20 protein-coding genes are annotated in these 21,911 nt (G+C 75.4%); 7 read left to right on the top strand and 13 right to left on the bottom strand.

All coding sequences use genetic code 11. The annotated features are described in order from the left end of the window. Window positions 1-4: 4 nt before the first annotated feature. Genes ACFO3M_RS01725 through ACFO3M_RS01710 form a run of 4 tightly spaced genes read right to left on the bottom strand, consistent with a single transcriptional unit; the run spans window position 5 to window position 2,491 of the window. Window positions 5-532: an MOSC domain-containing protein gene (locus ACFO3M_RS01725; RefSeq protein ID WP_387985539.1), complete on the bottom strand. Its 528-nt coding sequence runs from the start codon at window positions 530-532 to the stop codon at window positions 5-7. Then, the gene (locus ACFO3M_RS01720; protein ID WP_387985536.1) at window positions 529-1,194 is read right to left on the bottom strand and encodes an energy-coupling factor transporter transmembrane component T family protein; all 666 of its coding nucleotides are present in this window, start codon (window positions 1,192-1,194) and stop codon (window positions 529-531) included. The genes ACFO3M_RS01725 and ACFO3M_RS01720 overlap by 4 nt, the downstream gene beginning before the upstream one ends. After that, complete coding sequence (locus ACFO3M_RS01715) at window positions 1,191-1,931, bottom strand: energy-coupling factor ABC transporter ATP-binding protein (protein ID WP_387985534.1); 741 nt, start codon at window positions 1,929-1,931, stop codon at window positions 1,191-1,193. The genes ACFO3M_RS01720 and ACFO3M_RS01715 overlap by 4 nt, the downstream gene beginning before the upstream one ends. After that, on the bottom strand, window positions 1,928-2,491 hold the full coding sequence (locus ACFO3M_RS01710) for a biotin transporter BioY (RefSeq protein WP_387985531.1): 564 nt from the start codon (window positions 2,489-2,491) through the stop codon (window positions 1,928-1,930). Before ACFO3M_RS01710 ends, ACFO3M_RS01715 begins: the two co-directional genes overlap by 4 nt. A 625-nt stretch (window positions 2,492-3,116) precedes the next feature. Between ACFO3M_RS01710 and ACFO3M_RS01705 the strand changes: the two genes are divergently transcribed. Beyond that, window positions 3,117-3,485: a hypothetical protein gene (locus ACFO3M_RS01705; RefSeq protein WP_387985528.1), complete on the top strand. Its 369-nt coding sequence runs from the start codon at window positions 3,117-3,119 to the stop codon at window positions 3,483-3,485. 78 nt (window positions 3,486-3,563) lie between these two features. Here ACFO3M_RS01705 and ACFO3M_RS01700 read toward each other — a convergent pair whose 3' ends face one another. From ACFO3M_RS01700 to ACFO3M_RS01675, 6 genes are all read right to left on the bottom strand, one after another. Continuing rightward, window positions 3,564-5,117 carry an ATP-binding cassette domain-containing protein gene (locus ACFO3M_RS01700; protein WP_387985525.1) on the bottom strand — a complete coding sequence of 518 codons (1,554 nt, stop codon included), beginning with the start codon at window positions 5,115-5,117 and terminating at the stop codon, window positions 3,564-3,566. Window positions 5,118-5,269: 152 nt separating this feature from the next. Beyond that, window positions 5,270-6,862, bottom strand: coding sequence for a glycoside hydrolase family 13 protein (locus ACFO3M_RS01695; RefSeq protein WP_387985523.1), 1,593 nt, complete (start codon window positions 6,860-6,862; stop codon window positions 5,270-5,272). 79 nt (window positions 6,863-6,941) lie between these two features. Next, entirely contained in the window at window positions 6,942-7,340 is a 399-nt protein-coding gene (locus ACFO3M_RS01690) for a globin (protein WP_387985520.1), read from the bottom strand. Further along, window positions 7,337-8,647, bottom strand: a complete 1,311-nt coding sequence (locus tag ACFO3M_RS01685) for an MFS transporter (protein ID WP_387985517.1) — start codon at window positions 8,645-8,647, stop codon at window positions 7,337-7,339. Before ACFO3M_RS01685 ends, ACFO3M_RS01690 begins: the two co-directional genes overlap by 4 nt. Further along, window positions 8,644-9,654 carry a mechanosensitive ion channel family protein gene (locus ACFO3M_RS01680; protein ID WP_387985515.1) on the bottom strand — a complete coding sequence of 337 codons (1,011 nt, stop codon included), beginning with the start codon at window positions 9,652-9,654 and terminating at the stop codon, window positions 8,644-8,646. The genes ACFO3M_RS01685 and ACFO3M_RS01680 overlap by 4 nt, the downstream gene beginning before the upstream one ends. A 53-nt stretch (window positions 9,655-9,707) precedes the next feature. Next, window positions 9,708-11,810 carry a prolyl oligopeptidase family serine peptidase gene (locus ACFO3M_RS01675; RefSeq protein WP_387985512.1) on the bottom strand — a complete coding sequence of 701 codons (2,103 nt, stop codon included), beginning with the start codon at window positions 11,808-11,810 and terminating at the stop codon, window positions 9,708-9,710. A gap of 227 nt (window positions 11,811-12,037) precedes the next feature. Here ACFO3M_RS01675 and ACFO3M_RS01670 point away from each other — a divergent pair, with 227 nt between their 5' ends. Then, entirely contained in the window at window positions 12,038-12,565 is a 528-nt protein-coding gene (locus ACFO3M_RS01670; protein ID WP_387985509.1) for an HNH endonuclease, read from the top strand. Between the two features lie 82 nt (window positions 12,566-12,647). Next, window positions 12,648-13,526: an SCO6745 family protein gene (locus ACFO3M_RS01665; protein ID WP_387985506.1), complete on the top strand. Its 879-nt coding sequence runs from the start codon at window positions 12,648-12,650 to the stop codon at window positions 13,524-13,526. Between the two features lie 15 nt (window positions 13,527-13,541). Here ACFO3M_RS01665 and ACFO3M_RS01660 read toward each other — a convergent pair whose 3' ends face one another. Further along, entirely contained in the window at window positions 13,542-14,687 is a 1,146-nt protein-coding gene (locus ACFO3M_RS01660) for a hypothetical protein (protein WP_387985504.1), read from the bottom strand. Between the two features lie 48 nt (window positions 14,688-14,735). Next, the gene (locus ACFO3M_RS01655; RefSeq protein WP_387985502.1) at window positions 14,736-15,989 is read right to left on the bottom strand and encodes a kynureninase; all 1,254 of its coding nucleotides are present in this window, start codon (window positions 15,987-15,989) and stop codon (window positions 14,736-14,738) included. 38 nt (window positions 15,990-16,027) lie between these two features. Here ACFO3M_RS01655 and ACFO3M_RS01650 point away from each other — a divergent pair, with 38 nt between their 5' ends. From ACFO3M_RS01650 to ACFO3M_RS01640, 3 genes are read left to right on the top strand one after another with little or no spacing between them, the layout of a single operon-like run. Beyond that, window positions 16,028-17,467, top strand: a complete 1,440-nt coding sequence (locus ACFO3M_RS01650; RefSeq protein WP_387985499.1) for an amidase — start codon at window positions 16,028-16,030, stop codon at window positions 17,465-17,467. A gap of 29 nt (window positions 17,468-17,496) precedes the next feature. Beyond that, on the top strand, window positions 17,497-17,883 hold the full coding sequence (ctaJ, locus tag ACFO3M_RS01645) for an aa3-type cytochrome oxidase subunit CtaJ (protein ID WP_387985497.1): 387 nt from the start codon (window positions 17,497-17,499) through the stop codon (window positions 17,881-17,883). 49 nt (window positions 17,884-17,932) lie between these two features. Continuing rightward, complete coding sequence (locus tag ACFO3M_RS01640; RefSeq protein ID WP_387985495.1) at window positions 17,933-18,385, top strand: DUF5130 family protein; 453 nt, start codon at window positions 17,933-17,935, stop codon at window positions 18,383-18,385. A 124-nt stretch (window positions 18,386-18,509) separates the two neighbouring features. Here the strand turns inward: ACFO3M_RS01640 and pepN are convergent, their stop codons facing one another. Beyond that, a complete protein-coding gene (gene pepN, locus ACFO3M_RS01635; protein WP_387985493.1) occupies window positions 18,510-21,062 on the bottom strand; it encodes an aminopeptidase N in 2,553 nt (850 codons plus the stop codon). Between the two features lie 137 nt (window positions 21,063-21,199). Here pepN and ACFO3M_RS01630 point away from each other — a divergent pair, with 137 nt between their 5' ends. Beyond that, complete coding sequence (locus ACFO3M_RS01630; RefSeq protein ID WP_387985490.1) at window positions 21,200-21,862, top strand: mycothiol-dependent nitroreductase Rv2466c family protein; 663 nt, start codon at window positions 21,200-21,202, stop codon at window positions 21,860-21,862. The last annotated feature ends 49 nt before the right edge of the window (window positions 21,863-21,911 follow it).

The following is a 21,911-nucleotide window of genomic DNA, read 5'->3' as shown; positions in this document are numbered from 1 at the left end:
GCCCTCAGCCGGCCACGATCCGCGGCACCGGCCGGTCCGCCCCCGTCGGCGCCCCGCGGCGGGCGGCCTCCTCCTCCGGCACCGGCCGGACGACGGCGCCCTCGGCGATCCCCGCCCCCGCGAACACCGCCGCGTTGATCCCGCCGCGGTGCACCATCGCCTTCACCAGACGGGCGCCGGTGAGCCGCTCGAGGTGCGCGCACGGCGGGCAGCGCTTCACCCCGAACAGCAGCGCGTCGCCGACGGCGAACCACCGGCCCACCAGCGAGGGCAGGTCGACCCCCGTGGTGACCAGGTTGCGGCGGGTGTCCCCGGGCGTCAGCGGCACGCCGACCTCGTCCGCGACCGCCGCGACGTCGTCGGCGTCGATCAGCGTGAGCTGCTTCTCCAGGTCCGGGTAGCGCGCCCACGTGCCGCCGCCGAGGGCGTAGCGGTCACCCTCCAGCCCGCGCCCGGCCAGCAGCCGCCCGGCGGGGACCCGCCGCATGGGCGCGGCGGCGGCCGGGGTCGTCCAGATCTCGAGGACGGTCATCGCGGGACCTCCGGGGCGGGGGAGCGCCGGCGGCGGCGCGGGGGCGGGGCGTCGTCGGCGCCGCGGGCGTCGAGCGCCTCGCTCACGTCGTGGGCCATCTGCAGGACCTGCACCAGCAGCGGGGCGACGGTCGTCCGCAGCCCGCGCAGGCCGTGCGGGGAGCCGCCGCGGGCCGCCTGCGCCTCCCGGATGCGGTCCGCCCGCTCGACGAGCACCGGGATGAACCGCAGCGCCATGGTGACCACCAGCCCGACCCGTGCCGGCCGCACCCCGACCAGCCGCAGCGGGGCGGCCAGCCGCTCGACCACCGCCACCATCGCGCTCACCCGCGTCGTCGCCGTCACCACGGCCGCGGCCAGCACCAGCGTGAGCAGGCGCAGCCCGACGTGCGCGCCGGTGCGCAGGTCGGTGGTCAGCGCGTGCACGACCAGCAGCGCCAGCACCCACCACAGCACCGCCCGCGCCTGCCGCGCCAGCACCGCGACCGGCAGCCGGGCCACCAGCAGCCCGACGGCCAGCACGCCCGCCAGGGCCACACCGGCCGCGGTCAGCGTCGGCAGCCAGAACAGCGCGACGGCGAGGACGGCGAGGGCGAGCAGCTTCGCCCCGGCCGGCAGCCGGTGGACGACGCCGTCCCGCGGGACGTACAGCGCGAGGGTCACCGGCCGGCCATCAGCGCGCGGTAGGCGGCCACGGCCGGGCCGGGGGCGGCGTCCTCCACAACCCGGCCGCGGTCGACGACCAGCACCCGGTCGAAGCCGTCGAGCAGGTCCAGTTGGTGGGTGACGACGACCACCTGCTGCTCCAGCCCGGCGATCAGCTCGGCCACCCGCCGGGCGTTGACCAGGTCCAGGAGCGTCGTCGGCTCGTCGAACACGATGCGGGCGGGGCGCATGACCAGCACGCCGGCGATGGCCAGCAGCTGCTTCTGCCCACCCGACAGCAGGTGTGCGGGGTGGTCGGCGTGCCCGGCCAGGCCGTAGCGGGCCAGCACCTCGGCGACACGGGTGGCCCGCTCGTCCGGCGGGACACCCTGGTTCTCCAGCCCGTAGGCGACGTCCTCGGCGACCGTGGGGTGCACGATCTGCGCGTCGGGGTCCTGGAAGACGAACCCGACGCGGCGCCGCACGGCGCGCACCTGGGTGCGCGTGTCCAGCCCGTCGACCAGCACCCGCCCCTCGGTGGGCACGACCAGGCCGTTGAGCAGGCGGGCGAAGGTGCTCTTGCCCGAGCCGTTGGCACCGACGACGCCGACCCGCGGCTCGGTCAGGGTGAGGTCGAGGTCCTCGAGCACCACCCGCTCGCCGTACCGGTGCCCGACGCCGCGCAGCTCGATGCCGCGCCCCGGCTCCGCGAGCTCGTCCGCGGCGGGCGCCGGACCGGGACGGCGGAGCCTCACCGGGTGCCGGCCGCCCGGCGGGGACGGTCGATGACGGGGTAGCTGCGCCGGACGACGTCGGCGACGGCCGCGGCGACGAAGGCCTTGAACAGGTCGCCGGGGATGAAGACGGCGGCGCCGGTCCACAGCGCGGTGCCCCAGTCGAGCCCGGCCACGGCCTTGAGCACCGGGACGCCCACGGCGTAGACCACGACGATCCCGCCGACGACGTTGGCCACCAGGCCCCAGCCGACGTTGTAGCGGTCCCAGACCCGCTCGGTCAGCCAGCCGACGACGAACGCGGCGAGCGGCCAGCTGTAGAGGTACCCGGCCGTGGCGCCGGCGAAGGGCGCCAGGCCGCCGGCGCCGCTGGCCAGCAGCGGCAGCCCGACCGCCACCAGGACCAGGAACAGCAGGACGGCGAGGAAGCCGCGGCGGGCACCCAGGACGCTGCCGGCCAGCATGACGCCGAGGGTCTGCGCGGTGATCGGCACCGGCCCCACGTTGATCGCCGGCAGGGTCCCCAGCGCGGCGATGATCGCGGCGAAGAGGGCGACGTAGGCCAGGTCCCGGGTCTTCACGGCGTCTCCTCCACAGGCAGCGGGACGGGCCCGCGCGGTCCCCGCGGAAGGTACCCGAGGGGCGCGCGGGACCGGCCCGGCGGGCGTCCCGGGACCCCGCCGGGCCCGTCGCCGTCGGTGTCCGGGCGCTCACCTGCAGATACGTCCGCCGGTTTGCCCGGGCCGCGCGCGACGTGTTTTCTGGGGTCGCTGAGGCCTTCGGCGGAGGCGAGGAACAGGCGGAATCTGCATGGCAACCGGGTGGTGGGCGTCACTGTGGTCGCGGGGACGTCACGAACCGCGGGACCCCACCGCCGAGTCCACCCGGGAGCCGCACCGGGACCCGTGGCCCGGGCGCGCCGGCGCCGCCCGGCCCGCCGCGGCGGCACCTCCGCCGCAGCCCCCGCCCGAGCCCCCGCCCGAGCCCCCGCCCGCCGCCGTCGAGGAGCCGGTCACCCTGCCGGCGCCCCGGCCCACGCCGCTCCCGGCCCCGCCGGGTGCGGCACACGACGCCCCGGCGGCCGAGCCGCCGCAGGACGCCGTGCCTCCCCAGACGCCCGGCCCGTCCGGTCGACCCGGGCCGCCTCCCGGCCCGGTGCGCAGCCCGTCGCTGCGTCCCCCTCTCGAGACGACAGGAGCCCTTCCCATGGCCTCACTCGACACCGTCATCGCGGACCTGCTCGCGATCGAGGGCGCCAGCGGCGCCGCGATCGTCGACATCGACAGCGGCATGGCCCTCGCGTCCGGCGGCACGCCCGGCTTCGACCTCAACGTCGCGGCCGCCGGCAACTCCAACGTCGTGCGCGCCAAGCTGCGCACGATCAACGACCTCGAGCTCAAGGACGAGGTCGAGGACATCCTCATCACGCTGCAGAGCCAGTACCACCTGATCAACGTGCTCAAGGGGCAGGGCAACGCCGGCCTGTTCATCTACCTCGTGCTCAACCGCGTCACCGCCAACCTGGCGCTGGCGCGGCACAAGCTGCGCGCGGTCGCGGCGACCGTCAGCGTCTGAGCCGGCGGCGTCGGCACCCGACCCGGACGGGGGCCGGGGAGGGTGCCGACGCGGCGGCCCGGTGGCCGAGCCCGGTCGTCAGGCGGCCGCCGTGGCGGCCTCGACGATGCGGTCGCGCACCGCGTCGACGGCGAGCTCGCCGGTGTCGATCCACCGGGCGACGCGGCCGCCGGCGACGATGCCGACCCGGTCGCAGCACTCGGCCAGCTCGTCGGGGTCCACCGACACGACGACGACCGAGGTCCCGTGCGCGGTCGCCTCGTCCAGCAGCCGGCGGACCTGCCGCCGGGCCCGCACGTCCAGGCCGCGGGTGGGCTCGTGGAGGACGACGACGTCGCGCGCGCACTCCGACATCCACCGGGCGAGCGCGAGCTTGTGCTGGTCGCCGCCGGACAGCGCGCCGAACACCGTGCGGATGCTCAGCGTCTTCACGTCCATCTGGTGCACGGTGCGGATGACCCCGCGCAGCCGGGCGATCTCCGTGCGCAGGTCCGACAGTGAGCCCCAGGCCTCCTGGGTCATCGTCCGGGCGATCGTCTCGCCGGGGTCCACGCCGTAGGCGTCCTCGTCCGGGCGGTACACCGGCAGCTCCAGCGCCGGGCCGTCCGCGGAGGACCCGAGCGAGCGCTCCTCGCCGAACAGCTGCAGCTCGTCGGTGACCGCCGGCAGCTCCCCGGACAGCGCGTCGGCGATCTCGCGGACGCCGGAGGACCGGTGCCCGGTCAGGCCGATCACCTCGCCGCGGCGCAGCAGCAGGTCGACGCCCTCGACCGCGCCCGGCACCCGCAGGTTGCGGACCCGCAGCACCACCTCGTCGGAGGGCACCAGCCGCGGCGAGAGGCGCACGGGGGCCTCCTCGGCCGCCGTGGGCCCGGCCGCCGCGGGCTCGGGCGCCGAGGCCACCCGGGGCTCCGGCGGCGTCACCGGCTCGCCGACGGTCTCCGCGGCCAGCCGCACCGGGTCCAGCCGGTCGGCCGGCGCGTCGAGGGCGATCCGCCCGTCGCGCAGGACGAGCACCCGGTCGACCACCTCGAGCATCTCGGGCAGCCGGTGGCTGATGTAGAGGACGCCGCGGCCCTGCCGGCTCAGCCGGCCGGCGACGGCGTGCAGGCGGCCCACCTCCGAGGGCAGCAGCGGCGCCGACACCTCGTCGAGCACCACCAGCCGGGTGTCCTCGGCGAGCACGCGGGCGGTCTCGACGAGGCCGTGCACGAAGTGCGGCAGGTCCCCGACGGGGGTGTCCGGGTCGACGTCGAGGGCGACCTCGGCGAGCAGCACCTGCGCCTGCCGGCGCAGCTCCCGCGGCGGCAGCCCGGCCTGGGTCGTGCCGCGGAGGACCGCCTGCGCGACGGTGAGCGCCGGGTCGATGTGGACCAGCTGCTCGACGACGCCGACGCCGAGGTGGCGGGCGTCAAACGCCGACAGCGGCGCGTAGGGGTGGCCCTGCAGCGTCATGGAGCCGGCGTCGGCGGGGGTGATGCCGGCGATGACGTCGCCGAGGGTGGACTTGCCGGCCCCGTTGGTGCCGACGAGCCCGACGATCTCGCCCTCGTCGATGGTGAAGGAGACGTCCCGCAGGACGCGGCGGGCCCCGAAGGACTTCGTCAGGCCCTGGACCTGCAGCAACGTCATCGGTGGGCGCGCCTCCCCCGGCACAGGGCCGCCGACACGGGGTCGGTCGACCGCGGCGTCAGCGTCCCCCCGTGACGCTCAGTTCCGGATCCGATGCTACCCGCGTGCGGGCGCGGCGCCTCCCGGAGCGGAGGGCGCGGCGCCCGCCCCGCTCACGCCTGCAGCCAGACCGCCGAGTCGGTCGGCAGGGCGCCGCCGGCCACGTCGGCGCTGGCCAGCAGGACCCGGCCCTCGGGCAGCGGCACGGCCTGCGCGGAGAGGTTCACCAGGCACACCAGCCCGCCGGGACGGCGGAACGCGAGGCACCCCTCGGGCGCGGGCAGCCACTCCAGCGACTCGCCGGTGAAGGCCGGCGACGACGCCCGCAGCGCCAGCGCGGCCCGGTACAGCGACAGCACCGACGACGGGTCCGCGGCCTGCGCCTCGGCGGTCAGCGGCCCCCAGCCCCCGGGCATCGGCAGCCAGGTGTCCCGCTGCGCCGAGAAGCCGTAGGAGGGCTCGGTGCCCGACCACGGCACCGGGACGCGGCAGGCGTCGCGGCCGCGCTCGGTGTGCCCGGACCGCTCCCAGATCGGGTCCTGCAGCACCTCGTCGGGCAGGTCGACGTCGGGCATGCCGAGCTCGTCGCCGTTGTAGACGTAGGCCGCGCCGGGCAGCGCGAGCTGCAGCAGCGCCGCGGCGCGCGCCCGCCGGGTGCCCAGCCCGCCGCCGCCGTAGCGGGTCACGTGCCGGGGCCGGTCGTGGTTGGACAGCACCCAGCAGGCCGGCGCCGGGACGTGGGCCACCGACTCCAGCGAGTGGACGACGGCGTCGCGGAGGTCGTCGGCGTCCCAGTCGGCGGTGAGCAGCTTGAAGTTGAAGGCCAGCTGCAGCTCGTCGGCGCGCAGGTAGTCGGCCAGGCGGTCGTCGTCGGAGACCCACACCTCGCCGACGGCCATGGTGCAGGGGTACTCGTCGAGGACGGCGCGGATGCGCCGGTGCACCTCGTGCACCCCGTCGTTGTCGAACCGGTGGTCGCCCGGGCCGTGGTCGTCGAGCAGCCCGGTGTCCTCCATGGGCTCCATGTCGGGCAGGCCGTCGGGCTTGGCCATGCCGTGGGCGACGTCGATGCGGAAGCCGTCGACGCCGCGGTCGAGCCAGAACCGCATGGTCTCCTCGAGGTCGGCGAGCACCTCGGGGTTGGTGAAGTCCAGGTCGGGCTGCTCGGGCGCGAAGATGTGCAGGTACCACTGGCCGTCGGGCACCCGCGACCACGCCGGCCCGCCGAAGACCGACGGCCAGTTGTTCGGCGGCTCGGCGCCGTCGGGCCCGCGGCCGTCCCGGAACAGGTAGCGCGCCCGCTCGGGCGAGCCGGGGCCGGCGGCCAGGGCCGCCTGGAACCACTCGTGCCGGTCGGAGGTGTGGTTGGGCACCAGGTCGACCGTCACCCGGATGCCGGCCGCGTGCGCCTCGGCCAGCAGCGCGTCGAACTCGGCGAGGTCGCCGAACACCGGCTCGACGTCGCGCGGGTCGGCGACGTCGTAGCCGTGGTCGGCCATCGGCGAGGGGTAGAAGGGCGTGATCCACAGCGCGTCGACGCCGAGGTCGACCAGGTGCGGCAGCCGGGCGCGGATGCCGGCGAGGTCGCCGACGCCGTCGCCGCTGCCGTCGGCGAAGCTGCGGATGTAGACCTGGTAGAAGACCGCGTCGCGCCACCAGTCGGCGTCGGTGCGGCGGAACGGGCGGGCAGGGGTGAGGGAACTCACCGGGCTCCTAGTGATCGAGGACGGCCCCCTCGCAGGGGCCCGCCGCGAGCGTGCGAGCGGTGGGGGGCGAGGGGGTCCTTCAGCGGTTCTGCATGCTGCGGGCGGCCATCTGCAGGTAGCCCCACAGGGTGGCGTCCTGCTCCTCGGTGAGGTCGAGGGTGTCGACGGCGTCCCGCATGTGCCGCAGCCACGCGTCGCGCTCGGCCGGGCCGATGGCGAACGGGGCGTGCCGCATCCGCAGGCGCGGGTGCCCGCGCTCCTGCGAGTAGGTGGTGGGGCCGCCCCAGTACTGCTCGAGGAAGCGCCGCAGGCGGGTCTCGGCACCCTCCCAGTCGTCCTGGGGGTAGAGCGGCGCGAGCACCGGGTCGGCCTTGACGCCGGCGTAGAAGCGGGCGACGAGCCGCCGGAAGGTCGGCTCTCCGCCGACCTCCTCGTAGAAGGTCCGCGCCGACGGCAGGGACCGGGTCGCCTCGCTCATGACACCGATGGTCCCGCAGCCGGGCGGTCCCCCGCCACGAGGGTCCGGGTGCGGCCGTAGGCGAGCAGCGGCGGCACGACCGCGACCAACCCGATCCCGCCGGTCAGCGCGACGACGGCGCTGGGCGACAGCCCCTCGGCGGCGAGCCCCGCGGCCAGCGCACCGACGCCCTGGATGCCGTAGAGCCCGCTGACCGCGACGCCGAAGGCCCGGCCCCGGTAGGCCGGCGGCACCGCTTGCACGAAGGCGACGTTGAGCGGGATGGTCCAGGAGGCGCCGAGCCCGGCGACGAACATCAGCCCGACGACGACGGCGAACGCGCCCCGGCCCGGGCCCGCGGTCACGGCGACCAGGCCGGCCAGCAGCACCGGCGCCAGCGACAGGCCCACCAGCACCGGCATCAGCCGGTCGCTGCGCGCCGTCCCGAGGAAGCGGGCGACCACCAGGCCGCCGACGGTGACCCCGAGCGGGTTGGCCGCCAGCAGCACGCCCACCTGGACCGCGCGCTCGCCGAGCTCGTCGGTCAGCGGGGCGGCGATGCCCTCGGCGGCGTTGGCGAACAGCGTGCCGACCCACAGCAGCGCGATGATCGCCACCAGCCGCGGGCTGCCCCCGATCAGCCGCAGCCCCTCGCCGGCCTCTCGCCACACCGACGACGGCGCCGCGAGCTCCTCCGTCGGCGCCGGCCGCCGCTGCAGCCCGAGGGTCAGCCACACGGCGGACACGGCGAAGGTGGCCGCGTTGACGAGCAGCACCACCGAGGGGTCGAGCACGGTGACCAGCCCGCCGGCGGCGAGGAACCCGACCACCTGCGCCACCTGCAGGCTGACGTTGGTCAGCGAGGTGGCGACGGCGTAGCGCTCGCCCTCCAGGACGTCGGCCATCAGCGCCGAGCGCGCCGACTCGAACGGCGGCGCGCACAGCGCGACGAGGAACAGCAGGACCAGCAGCAGCGGCAGCGGCGTCCCGGGGACCGCCATCCCGGCGACCAGGACCGCGCGGACGACGTCGCTGGTGATCAGCACCCGGTGCCGCGGGAACCGGTCGGCGACGGTCGCCAGCACCGGGCCGCCGAGCGCCCACGGCAGGAAGCCCAGCGCGAAGGTGAACGCCGACAGCAGCGGCGAGTCGGTGCGCTGGTAGACGAGGACGGTCAGGGCCACCCGCGCGAGCTCGTCGCCGATGGTCGACAGCGTGTAGGTGCCGAACAGCGGCCGGAACTCGCGGACGGCGAAGACCGCGCGGAAGCTCGCCCGGTCGGTGGCCCTCCCCTCGGAGGTCGCGCGGCGACCGTCCCCGGTGCTCATCGGGCGCCGGCGGCCGCGGCGCCGGAGGACGCGCCGATCAGCGGGGGCGGGGTCTTGATGCCCTCGGCGACGAACCGCTCCTTGAGCCGCATGCGCAGCTCGCGGCCGACCCGCCACTGGTCGGCGTTGGTCGAGCGCACCTGCACCCGCATGAAGACGCCCTCCGAGAGGATCTGCTCGACGCCGAGGGACTCGGGCTCGGCCAGCAGCACCGCCGCCCACTCGTCCTCGGCGTACATCCCGTCGGCGACCTCCTGCATCACGGTGCGGCAGCGCTCGAGGTCGGTGTCGTGCGCGACGGGCATGTCGATGACCACCTGCGCGTAGCCCTGGCTCTTGTTGCCCACGCGCAGGATCTCGCCGTTGCGGGCGTACCAGACGACGCCGTTGACGTCGCGCAGCCGGGTGATCCGCAGGCCCACCGCCTCGACCGTCCCGCTGGCCTCGCCGAGGTCGACGACGTCGCCGACGCCGTACTGGTCCTCGAGGATGATCCCGATCCCGGCGATGAAGTCCTTGATCAGGTTCTGCGCGCCGAAGCCGAGCGCGACGCCGACGACGCCCGCGCTGGCCACGATCGGCGCCAGGTTGATGCCGAGCTCGCCGAGCACGAGGACGACGGCGATGCCCATGACGACGAACGAGGCGAAGCTGCGCAGCACCGACCCGATCGCCTCGGCGCGCTGGGTGCGCCGGGCGGCCACCTGCTCGAGCGGGTCGCCGCCGCCGGCGGCCGCGCGGTTGCGCAGCGGCCGCAGGATCGTCGGCATCGACCCGGTGGCGGTGCGGTCGGTCAGCCGCCGGATCGCCCGGTGCAGCAGCAGCCGGACGACCGCGGCCATCACCACGACGAGCAGGATCTTCGCCGGCTTCTCGATCAGCGCCTCGGCGTTGTTCGCCAGCCAGTCGATGCCGGACAGCTCGTAGACCTTGGCGCACAGCGTCGTCGGGTCGGAGACGCAGTCGGGCATGGAGCCGGCGAGCCCGCTGTCAGCAGCGGCGGTCACTACGGAGGGTGGAGCAGTCATCACTCTCCATGGTGTCAGGTCGGAGCGACGGATCAGGAGTGATCCGCGCGCCATCCGGACAGGCCGGTCGCGGCGGCGAGGAAGGCCAGCTGGTCCGCGGCCAGGCCGACGGTGCGGCTGACCGCCCGGGCGCCGTGGCCGACCGACGTCTCCCGCCGCAGCAGCACCGGCGCGTCGGCGCTGGTGGCGGCCTGCAGCGCGGCGGCGAGCTTGCGGGCGTGCAGCGGGTCCACGCGGGTGTCGGACTCGAAGGTCGTGAACAGCGTCGCCGGGTAGGCGGCGCCCTCGCGGACGGCGTGGTACGGCGAGTAGCCGAGCAGCCAGCCGAGCTCCTCCGGGTCCTCGGCGGTGCCGTACTCGTCGTTCCACGTGCGGCCCAGGCCGAAGCGCTCGTACCGGACCATGTCCAGCAGCGGCGCGCTGCAGACGACGCCCGCGGCGAGGTCCGGCCGCTGGGTCAGTGTCGCGCCCACGAGCAGGCCGCCGTTGGATCCGCCCATCACCGCGAGCTGCCCGTGCGTCGTCCACCCCTGGGCGACCAGGTGCTCGCCGGCCGCGGCGAAGTCGTCGAAGACGTTCTGCTTGCGCTCCCGCATGCCGGCGCGGTGCCACTCCTCGCCGTGCTCGGAGCCGCCGCGCAGGTTGGCCACCGCCCACACCCCGCCCGCGGCCACCCAGGCCAGCGCCTGCGCCGAGTAGGACGGGGTGAGCGCGACGTTGAACCCGCCGTAGCCGTAGAGGACGGTCGGCCGCGGGGTGTCCGGCTCGCCGGTACGCGAGACCACGAACAGGTGCACCGGCGTCCCGTCGCGCGAGGTGGCGTGCGTCTCCACGACGGTCACCTCCGGCACCTCGCCGGCCACCGGGGCGCGTTCGTCCTCGGTGAGCGCCGTCGGCTCGGCGGCGTCCCAGCGCAGCACCGACGGCGGGGTGGAGTGGTCGGTGTAGCCGACCCAGGCGGTGGTGCCGCCCTCCGGCGGGGCGCTGACGCCGGAGACGCTGCCGACGCCCAGGCCGGTCACCTCCGCCAGCCGGCCGGAGCCGTCGCCGGCCCAGACCGAGAGCCGGTCGGTGGCGTCGACCGAGTGGACGGCGAGCACCTGCAGCGAGCCGTCGGCACCGTCGACGAGCGCGACGTCGGACAGCACGCCGTCCTCGGCCTGCGGGACGACGTCGGCCCACGCCTCCACCGCCCAGGTGGCCGGGTCGGCCGGGTCGGCGACGGCGAGCCGCCAGCGCGGGGTGCCGCGGTCGCTGAGCAGCCACAGCCGGCCGTCGCGGGCCACCCAGGCGGCGGTCTGCGCGTCGACGCCGACCTGGAGCTCCTGCAGGGGTGGGCGGGTGCTGGGTGCAGAGCTGGTCAGGTCGGCCAGCCAGACGTCGTCGCGCGGGGCGGTGCCGGCCGACGCGGAGACGACCAGCCAGCGGCCGTCGCGGCTGGTGCGCACGCCGTAGTAGTTGGTCGGGTCCAGACCCTCGCCGTGCACCAGGACGTCGTCGCCGGGGTCGGCGCCGACCCGGTGGCGCCACACCCGGCGGTGGAACTGCTCCTCGCCGGCGGGCACCTGGTCGGGTGCGAGGCGGCGGACGTAGAACAGCTCCTCGCCGCCGGGCAGCCAGGCGACGGGGGAGTAGCGGCAGCGGTCGACCGGGCCGTCGAGCCGCTCGCCGGTGGCGACGTCGAGGACGTACAGCCGCGACTCCTCGTCGCCGCCGGTGGACAGCTGGTAGGCCAGCCGGTCGCCCTCCCACGACGGCGCCCAGGCGTCGAGCGTCGTCGTCCCGGAGGGGTCGACGGCCATCGGGTCGACCAGCACGCGCACGCTGCCGTCGGCCTCGCGCACCCGCAGGACGGCGTGCTCCTGGCCGGGGTCGCGGCGGGTGGAGAAGGCGCGGCCGCCGCGGTGCACCGGGACGCCGACGGCGCCGGCGTGCACCAGCCGCTCGAGCCGGGCGGCGAGGTCGGCCCGCAGGGGGAGGGCGCCGAGGACGTCGGCGGTGAGCGCGTCCTGGGCGGCGGTCCACGCCTGCGTCCGCGGGTCGTCGGGGTCCTCGAGCCAGCGGTAGGGGTCGGCCACGCGGTGACCGTGCAGGTCCTCGACCAGGTCGAGTCTCTCGGCGTCGGGGTAGCGCACCCGCACCACCGTAACGGCGCCCCCGTCGGCGCCCCGGCACCCTCCGGAATCGTTTCCCCGCGCGCCGGAGGCGCAGGTCAGGGCAGGATGGGCACAGCCCTGTGCGGCCGCCCCGGTACGGCGGTCCGGGGCGTCGGAGGTGATCCGTGTCGCGTTCCGCGTCCGGGTCGTCGCCGGCGGGCCACCCAGGTCCGCGGCGCGACCCCGTCCCCGTCCCCCGGCTGCCCGTGCCCTCGTCCGGCACGGCGTCGGCCACGCTGCTGCTCAACGCCACCTACGAACCCCTGTGCGTGGTCTCCAGCCGCCGCGCGATCGTCCTGGTCCTGGCCGAGAAGGCGGTCCCGGTGGACGACTCCGCGGAGGTGGTGCACGCCGAGCGGGTGGCCCTCGCCGTCCCGGTGGTCGTGCGGCTCACCCGCTTCGTGCGGGTGCCCTACCCCGCGCAGGTGCCCCTGTCCCGGCGGGCGGTGTTCACCCGCGACGGGCAGACCTGCGTCTACTGCGGCGGGTCGGCCACGAGCATCGACCACGTCGTCCCGCGCAGCCGCGGCGGCACGCACACGTGGGACAACGTGGTGGCCGCCTGCCGGAAGTGCAACCACACCAAGGCCGACCGGTCGCTGGCCGAGCTGGGGTGGAAGCTGCCACACCCGCCGCGGACGCCGAGCGGCGCGGCCTGGCGGCTGCTCGGTGCACGCACCGTGGACCCCCGCTGGCGGGAGTGGCTGGGGATGCCGGAGAGCGTCTCCGCATGAGGGAGGACCCCGTCCTCCCCGTCCGTCGCAGGCCCGGGCCGGGCCCCTGGACGGGGCCGGCGAGCGGCCGGAGGAGGACCCCGTGACCTCCGCGGGCACCGCCCGGCGGCTGTGGGCGCTGGGCGAGCCGTACCACGCGGTCACCTACTTCGCCGACGAGGCGCGGTCCGCGGCCGGGGAGGCCGGGCTGTCCGGCTTCTGGGCCACGTACTTCGCGCTGCGCGCCGCGCCGCTCGGGCCGGTGGGGCCCGCGGTGGTCACGGCGGCGTTCTACAACTTCGCGCCGTCGTTCGTCGCCCGCCGGGTGCCCGGCGTCTGGTCGGCGGTGACGCCGGAGCAGGCGCTGCGCGTCCGGCTGGCCGCCGTCGACGCCGTCGTGCGCCGGGTGCTGGGCGAGTGGGCGTCCTCGGCCGAGGCCGCGGAGGCCGCGGAGCTGGCGCGCATCGCCGCCGAGGCGGTCGACCTGCCGGGCCGGCCGCTGGCGGCGGCGAACGCGGCGGTGGCCGAGCCGGACGAGCCGCACCTGGCGCTGTGGCAGGCGCTCACCACGCTGCGGGAGCACCGCGGCGACGGGCACAACGCGGCGCTGCTCGGCCGGGAGGTGTCCGGCGTCGGCGCGCACGTGCTGGTGGCCGCCGCCGGCCGGGTCGACCGGGCGTGGCTGCAGAAGGCCCGCGGCTGGGGCGACGACGCGTGGGCGGCCGCCGCCGACGAGCTCGCCCGGCGCGGCTGGCTCGACGGCAGCGGGCCCGACGACGTGGAGCTGTCCGCGGAGGGCCTGGCGATGGTCACCGCGATCGAGGCCGACACCGACCGCCTCGCGCTCGGCCCGTGGCGGACGCTCGGCGACACGCGCTGCGACCGGCTCGCCGAGCTCCTCGTGCCGCTGCGCCGCGCCGTCGTCGCCGCCGGTCTCTTCCCCGACCGCAACCCGATCGGCGTCCCGCCCGACGCCGACTGAGTCGACTCCGGATCGTCACTCGGACGGAGGGTCGCTCTCGGGTGCTTCGACGCCCTCCGACACCGCGGAGGTCGGCACGCCCATCACCGACGGGTCTTCGTGCAGCGCCTCGCTGATGACTCGCACGTGAGCCACAGCCTGCTCGAGGAGCGACTCCACGACGGCGTCGCGAGGTGCTCCCAGCGGTATCCCGAGAGGTCTCGTGACTCCCAGCGCATCCAGTCGCTCTCGCCGGGCGGACACGACGGCCCGATCGGCCCGAGTGGGTCTGGTGTAGAACCGCCCCGCCCAGACGGGACTGGGGAAGCTGGCTGAAGCGAATCCCGCCGAGTCGTCACGTGGATCGCCGGGCACTGTCGCCCAGTAGTCAGGGCTGTAACCCACCCAGAACTGGTGGTGCAACACCGTGATCGTGACCGTCGGATCGGTGTCCCAACCGCGTGAGCGCGTCAACGAGTCGTAGCGGACCTCTTCCTCGTCCAGGCGGGTCTTCAGCTTGTCGCAGAGGTCTCGGGCGATGCTGACCACCTGCTGCACCATGCGACCTGTCGCCACGTCTTGCACGGATGCCGTGAAGGGAACGAAGTCACTGACCCCGACGAGGGCGGCGTCCAGGGCCAGCAACTCCGTGAACGGCCGCCCGGAGCGGTCGAGGACCCCGTTGAGCAACTGGGACCAGGACAGCACCACGACCGTCCGAGTGTCGGCATGGCCCGTGTAGCTGCCGGTGGAAGAGCTCAGACGGACACCCAGCTGCTCGCGGACCTGTACCGCCAAGGCGTCGACCAACGGTTCACGCGTGACCAGGACGAGAGAGCCATCGGCGTCGAGTTGCTCGAGGTATCGCGGCGCTTGGTCCTCCGAGGTGAGCGCTGAGTCCACCTTGGTCTCGACGATGCACCGGGGAGACCCCTTCGAGGTGACGAGGAAGTCCCGGTAGGACTTCTTGCCTGTGACCGGATCCTGTTCGTACGCCTCTCGCTCCACGACGCAGTCATCGAGCGAGAGGCCGGTCACCGATCCGAGGAAGGCGAGGAAGGCGCAGCGCATCTCGGGGTGAGCGTCCAGTAGTGCCTTGAGGACGTTGTTGGTGCTGACCTCCGGGCTGCCGGAGGAACGGATCAGATAGCGCAGTGCCTCATGCGCCGGTGCATCGACCATCGTCACTCCTCGATGCGGTGAGCGGTGTCTCCGACAGCGGTGTTCCGTTCAGGTGACGCGGGCGCGCTCCTCGGGGTAGGCGGCCCAGCCGCCGTCCTCGAGCAGGGCGCGGAACCGGTCGACGGCGTCCCAGACGTCGACGAACCGCGTGTACAGCGGCGCGGGGCCCAGGCGCACGCGGTCGGGCGTGCGGAAGTCCGGCACCACCCCGCGGTCGACCAGGGCCCGGGTCAGCTGCCAGGCGTGCGGGTGGGCGAGCGTGACGTGCGACCCGCGCCGCGCCGGGTCGCGCGGGCTGGCCAGCGCCACGCCGTGCGGCACCAGGTGCGCGTCGGCGAGGTCGACCAGCAGCCCGGTCAGCGCCCGCCCCTTCGCCGCCAGCCGGTCGGTGCCGGCCTCGGCCACCAGGCGCGCGCCCACCTCGACCGCCGCGGCGGCGAGCACCGGCGGCGTCCCGGTGGCGAACCGCCCGACGCCGGGCACCGGGTCGTAGGCCGGTCCCATGGCGAACTGGTCGCGCTGGCCGAACCAGCCCCAGATCGGCTGGCGCAGCGTCTCCTGCAGCTCACGCCGCACGAAGAGGAACGCCGGCGCGCCCGGCCCACCGCCCAGGTACTTGTACGTGCACCCGACGGCGAGGTCGACGCCGCTCGCGGTCAGGTCCAGCTCCACCGCGCCCGCCGCGTGCGAGAGGTCCCAGACGACCAGCGCCCCGGCGTCGCGGGCCGCCGCCGTCACCGCCGCGACGTCGGCCAGCGCGCCCGAGCGGTAGGCGACCGCGGACAGCACGACGACGGCGACCCGCCCGTCCAGCGCCGCCGCGAGCACCGCCGGGTCCAGGCCCTCGTCGACGTCGGCGGGCACCTCCCGCACGGTCATGCCGCGGGCGGCGGCGACCCCGGCGACGACGTACCGGTCGGTGGAGAAGTCGTCGGCGCAGCAGACCAGCACGTCCCGGCCCGGGCGGGCGTCGGCCGCGGCGACGAGCAGCTTGTAGAGGTCGACGGTGGTCGAGTCGCTGAGCAGCACCTCGCCGGGCCGGGCACCGAGGACGCCGGTGCCGATGACGTCGCCGACCCGCGTGCCGACGTCGATCCACGACGACCACGACCCGACCAGCCCGCGGCCCCACTCCTGCTCGGCCACCCGCGCCAGCGCCGCCGGGGTGTCGACGGGCATCCGGCCCAGCGAGTTGCCGTCCAGGTAGAGCAGGCCGTCGTCGACGCCGGCGAAGCGGGCGCGGAACCCGGCCAGCGGGTCGACGTCGTCGAGGGCCTCGGCGTGCGCGCGGGAGAGGGACACGGCGACGTGTCTACCGGGCGGGGCTACCGTCGCCGCCCGTGACCGGTACGCAGGTGCACGAGCTCACCGCGCTGGAGCAGGCGGCCGCCGTCCGGGACCGGACGGTCAGCCCCGTCGAGCTGGTGGAGGCGGCCCTCGCCCGCGTCGAGGCCCTCGACGCCGGACTGGGCGCCTTCGTCACCGTCACGCCCGAGCGGGCGCTGGCCGCGGCGGCCGAGGCCGAGGCCCGGGTGCTCCGCGGCGGCGACCTGCCGCCCCTGCTCGGCGTGCCGACGGCGATCAAGGACCTCAACAACACCGCCGGCGTGCGCACCACCTTCGGCTCCGCGGTGTTCGCCGACTTCGTGCCCCAGGTCGACGACGCCGTCGTCACCAAGCTCGCCGCCGCCGGGACGATCAGCCTGGGCAAGACCAACACCCCGGAGTTCGGCTACCCCTGCTACACCGACAACGACCTCGCCGGCCCCGCCCGCTGCCCGTGGGACCCCACCCGGCTGGCCGGCGGGTCCAGCGGCGGCGCGGCGGTGGCGGTCGCCGCCGGCATGGTGCCCTTCGCCCAGGGCAGCGACGGCGGCGGCTCGATCCGCATCCCGGCCAGCATCAACGGGCTGTTCGGCATCAAGCCGACCCGCGGGCGGATCAGCAACGGGCCGCTGGGCAGCGACGTCACCGGGCTGGGCACCAACGGGCCGCTGGCCCGCACCGTCCGCGACGCCGCCGCGATGCTCGACGCCATGGCGGGCCCGGTCACCGGCGACTTCGCCTGGGCGCCGCCGCTGCCGCCGGGGGAGACGTTCCTCGCCGCCGCGGACCGGCCGCCCGGGCGGCTGCGGATCGGCCGCGCGCTGGAGTCCCCGATGCCCGGCACGGTGCTGCAGCCCGAGGTGGCCGCGGCCCTCGACGACGCCACCGCGCTGCTCACCGACCTCGGGCACGAGGTGGTCGACGTCCCGCCCGGCCTGGTGGGCCCGGACGTGCTCGGCGCCTTCGAGCGGGTGTGGTCGCTGTCGGGGACCACGCTGCCGGTGCCGCCGGGCCGGGTGGGGGAGCTGCGGCCGCTCACCCGGGAGCTGCGCGCCCGCGGGCTGGCCCTGTCGGCGCAGGCGGCGATGGAGGCCCTGGGTGCCCTCCGGTTGTTCGCCCGCCGCTACGTCGAGGCCACCGACGGGTTCGACGTCCTCGTCGCCCCGGTGACGACGATGACGCCGCGGCCGCTGGGCTGGTTCGACGCCGACGGCGACGGCGCCGAGGACTTCGAGCGCAACAAGCGGTACGCCGCGTTCACCGCGCTCTACAACGTCACCGGCCAGCCGGCCGTCAGCGTTCCCCTGCACTGGACCGGCGACGGCCTGCCGGTCGGGACGATGCTCGTGGGGCGGCCCGCGGACGAGGTCACGCTGATCGCCCTCGCCGCCCAGCTGGAGCAGGCCCGGCCGTGGGCGCACCGCCACCCGCCGGGCTGGGACGCGTACGCATAGGTGATCACGGAGGGCGGTAGATTCCGGGCGTGACCGTCGTCGAGACCCTGCTCGTCTTCCTCGTGGCCCCGCTGGCGGTGTTCGTCCTCCTGTGGGCGCTGACCTACCTGCCGGGCGGGCGCAAGCGCCAGGGCGTCCGGTACAAGCCGGGTCAGCCCTGGGAGCACGAGCCGGTCTGGTACGAGCCGCAGCCGAAGGACGCCCCGACGCACGCCGCCGGCCAGGGCGACACCCAGGCCGTCGGGTCCTCGCTGTACGGCGAGACCGCGTCCACCGGGTCCGGCCACGGCGGCTCCGGGACCACCACCGGCTCGCACGTGATCGCCGGCGGCTCGCACGGCGCGACCGCCGTCTCCGCCGGTGCGCCGGCCCCGTCCGCCGGCGGCCCGCTCGGCGGCGCCCGCGGCACCTGGTGACCGCCCTCGTGACACCCATCCACCTCGCGACCGCCTCAGGAGGCCGGCGATGACCCGCGTCTTGGACGCCGACGCCCACGACACCGGGACGGTCGACACCGCGCCCAACCGGGCCGACGAGGGCTACGACACGATCTTCAGCTACCGCGAGCTGGCGCGGCTCGACGAGGCGCTGACGATGTCCTCGCGCGAGACCGGCCTGCGGTTCACGCTCTACATCGGCGACCTCGGGCCCAAGACCCGCATCCGCGCCGAGGAGCTGCACGCCCGCGGCGGCGACCCGGCCGAGTCCGTGCTGCTGGCCGTCTCGCCCGGGCAGCGGGTCATCGAGGTCGTCACCGGCGCCTCGGCCGCCCGCCGGCTGCCCGACCGGGCGTGCGCGCTCGCGGTGCTGTCGATGACGAACTCCTTCGCCTCCGGCGACCTCGTCGGCGGGATCGTCAACGGCCTGCGGCAGCTGTCCGACCAGGCCGGCCACCCCCGCGGCGCCCGCACGCACTGACGAAGGACCCCCTGCCCCCACCCACCCGCGAGCTCGTGGCGGGACCCTGCAGGGGGCCGGACGCCCCTGGTGGACGCGAGAGGCCCAGGACCCGGCGGGTCCTGGGCCTCCCGCGTCCAGCGGGTCAGGCGCCGGCGGCGGCGTCCCGCGCCCGGTTGCGCAGCGCGCGGGCGATGCCGTCGCGGCCCTCGGAGACCAGCCGGCGCAGCGGCGCCGGGTGCCCCTCCTGGCCGAGCCACCTGTCGGCGGCCTGCAGCGTCCGCTCCTCGACGACCGACGGGAACAGGTACTGCACGGCGTTCTTCGCGATCTCGCCGGGCCGGCGCGCCCACATCGGGCCGCACTCGGTGAAGTACCGGTCCACGTACTCCGCGGTGAGCTCCCGCTGCGCCGGGTGCCAGAAGCCCGCCACCAGCGCCTCGTGCACGGCGTTGGGGATCTCCGGGTCGTGGAACGCCCGGTGCCACGCCTCGGCCTTGGCCTCCGCGGTCGGGCGCAGCGCCCGCGCGGTCGCCGCGCGCCGGATCCCGGTGGCGGTGGCGTCCCGCTCGGCCTCGGCGTCGATCTCGGCGTCGCCGGCCGCGCCGATGGCCACCAGGCCGTTGAGGAACGCCCACCGGGCGTCGGCGTCGACGGTCAGGCCCTCGACGGTGCGGGAGCCGTCGAGCAGCCCGCGCAGCACCGCGGCGTGCTCCTCGGTGCGGGCCGCGGCGGCCAGGGTGCGCGACCACTGCAGCTGCTCGTCGCTGCCCGGCTCGGCCGACTCCAGCGCCTGCAGCGCCTTGTCCGCCAGCGCGGCCCACCCGGTCTCGGCCCACGCCGGGTCGGCGTACGAGGTCAGCGCGGACTGCACCCGGGCCAGCAGCGACTGCACCACGCTGATCTCGGTCTCGGCGTCGATGCCGGCCAGCACCAGCTGCACCCACTCGCGGGCGGGCAGCTCGGCGTCGCGGGTCATGTCCCAGGCGGCGGCCCAGCACAGCGCGCGGGCGAGGGGGTCCGGGACCGTGCCGATCGCCTCGCGCAGCGTGGCCAGCGAGCGGTCGTCGAGGCGGAGCTTGGCGTAGGTGAGGTCGTCGTCGTTGACCAGCACCAGGTCCGCCACCGGGTGCCCGGCCAGCTCGGCGACCTCGGTGCGCTCGCCGTCGACGTCCAGCTCGACCCGGGTGGTGCGGGTCAGCCCGTCCGGCCCGCGGTCGTACAGGCCCACGGCCAGCCGGTGCCGGCGCAGCACGGGGTGCTCGGGGACGGCGGTCTGCTCGATGGCGAACGAGGCGTAGCGGCCGTCGTCGGTGAGCTCGTACACCGGGCGCAGGGTGTTGACCTGGCTGGTCTCCAGCCACTGCGCCGACCACTCGGTGAGGTCGCGGCCGGTGGCCTCCGACAGCGGGTCGAGCAGGTCGGCCAGCGTCGTGTTGCCGTACTCGTGGGTGCGGAAGTAGCGGCGGATCCCGGCGAGGAACTCCTCCCGGCCGACGTAGGCCACCAGCTGCTTGAGCACCGAGGCGCCCTTGGCGTAGGTGATCCCGTCGAAGTTCACCTCGACCGCGGCCACGTCGACCATGTCCGCGGCGATCGGGTGGGTGGAGGGCAGCTGGTCCTGCGCGTAGGCCCAGGCCTTCTCGGTGTTGGCGAACGTCGTCCAGGCGGTCGTGTACTCGGTGGCCTCGGCCTGGCACAGCGTGGAGATGTAGGTGGCGAAGGACTCGTTGAGCCACAGGTCGTCCCACCAGCGCATGGTCACGAGGTCGCCGAACCACATGTGCGCCAGCTCGTGCAGCACCGTCTCGGCGCGCCGCTCGTAGCGCGCCCGGCTGGTCCGCGACCGGAAGACGTAGTCCTCCAGCACGGTGACCGCGCCGGCGTTCTCCATGGCGCCGGCGTTGAACTCCGGCACGAACAGCTGGTCGTACTTGTCGAACGGGTACGGGTAGTCGAACACCCGCTGGAAGAACTCGAAGCCCTGCTTGGTGACCCGGAACAGCTCCTCCGGGTCCAGGTGCTTCGCCAGCGACGCGCGGCAGTACAGCCCGAGCGGGACGTCCTCGTAGCAGTCGGTCACCCGCGCGTAGGGGCCGGCGATCAGCGCGACCAGGTAGGTCGACAGCCGCTTGGTCGGCTCGAAGTGCACCAGCTGCGAGCCCGCCGGCCCGGCCTCGATGGTGCGGCCGCCGGTGTTGGACACCACCTGCCAGTCGAACGGCGCGACGACGTGCACCTCGTAGGTGCCCTTGAGGTCGGGCTGGTCGAAGCAGGCGAACACGCGCTTGGCCTCGGCCGGCTCGAAGTGCGTGTAGAGGTAGACGTGCCCGTCCTCGGGGTCCTCGAAGCGGTGCAGGCCCTCGCCGGTGTTGGAGTACCGGCAGTCGGCGTCGACGACGAGCGTGTTGTCGGCGGCGAGGTCGGGCAGCGGCAGGCCGCCCTCCTCGGTGTAGGTGGAGACGTCGAGCTCGACCCCGTTGAGCGTGGCGGACCGGACGGTCTCGGCGACCAGGTCGACGAACGAGGCGGCGCCGGGCTCGCGGCAGGTGAACCGCACCGTCGTCGTCGAGCGGAAGGTCCCGCTGCCCGGTCGCCCCTCACCGTCGGTGAGGTCGAAGCGGAGGTCGTAGCTGTCGACGTCGAGCAGGCGGGCGCGGGCGGCGGCGTCGTCGCGGGTCAGGTTGGGTACGGCCACGCCCGGCAGCCTGCCACGGACGGCCGACACGCCCGCAGGGCACCGGGAACAACCGGCCGGACGGGGCACTTGGCAGCGGGCAGTGGCCGGAGGTGCGACCCCGGCCCCGAGGACGACGGACCAGAGGAGAGCGATCGATGACCGAGGCAGTGCAGAGCGCCCCGACCAGGGCCCGGGTGGACTTCTGGTTCGACCCGCTGTGTCCCTGGGCCTGGCTGACCAGCCGCTGGGTCCTGGAGGCGGCGAAGGTGCGCGACATCGACCTGCACTGGCACGTCATGTCACTGGCGGTGCTCAACCGCGGGCGCGACCTGCCGGAGGAGTACCAGAAGATGATGGAGCAGGCGTGGGGCCCGGTGCGGGTCGCGATCGCCGCCGCCGAGAAGCACGGCGACGAGGTCCTCGGGGACCTCTACACGGCCATGGGCACGCTGCGGCACCACGAGGGCAGGGAGCTCGACGAGCTGATCGCCCCCGCGCTCGAGCGCGTCGGCCTGCCGGCCGAGCTGGCCGAGGCCGCGACCTCCACCGACCACGACGAGGCGCTGGAGAAGAGCCACCACGCCGGCATGGACCCGGTCGGCGACGACGTGGGCACCCCGGTCATGCACATCGACGGCGTCGCGTTCTTCGGCCCGGTCATCAGCCGGGTGCCCACGGGCGAGGACGCCGGGCGGGCCTTCGACGGCGCCGTGCTGCTGGCCAACCTGCCGGACTTCTGGGAGCTCAAGCGGACCCGCACGTCGGGCCCGGACATGGACTCGGTGCCGGCCGACGCCCTGGAGCTGGAGAACAGCTGAGCCCGCCCGTGCACTTCCGCGGACCCGCACCGGGCGGGTCCGCAGAAGT

Origin of the sequence: Geodermatophilus arenarius (genome assembly GCF_042654585.1) — a bacterium.
GTDB classification, from domain to species: Bacteria; Actinomycetota; Actinomycetes; order Mycobacteriales; family Geodermatophilaceae; genus Geodermatophilus; species Geodermatophilus arenarius.
Note: the sequence above shows the minus strand (reverse complement) of the source record. Positions and strands in the feature narration are given on the sequence as shown.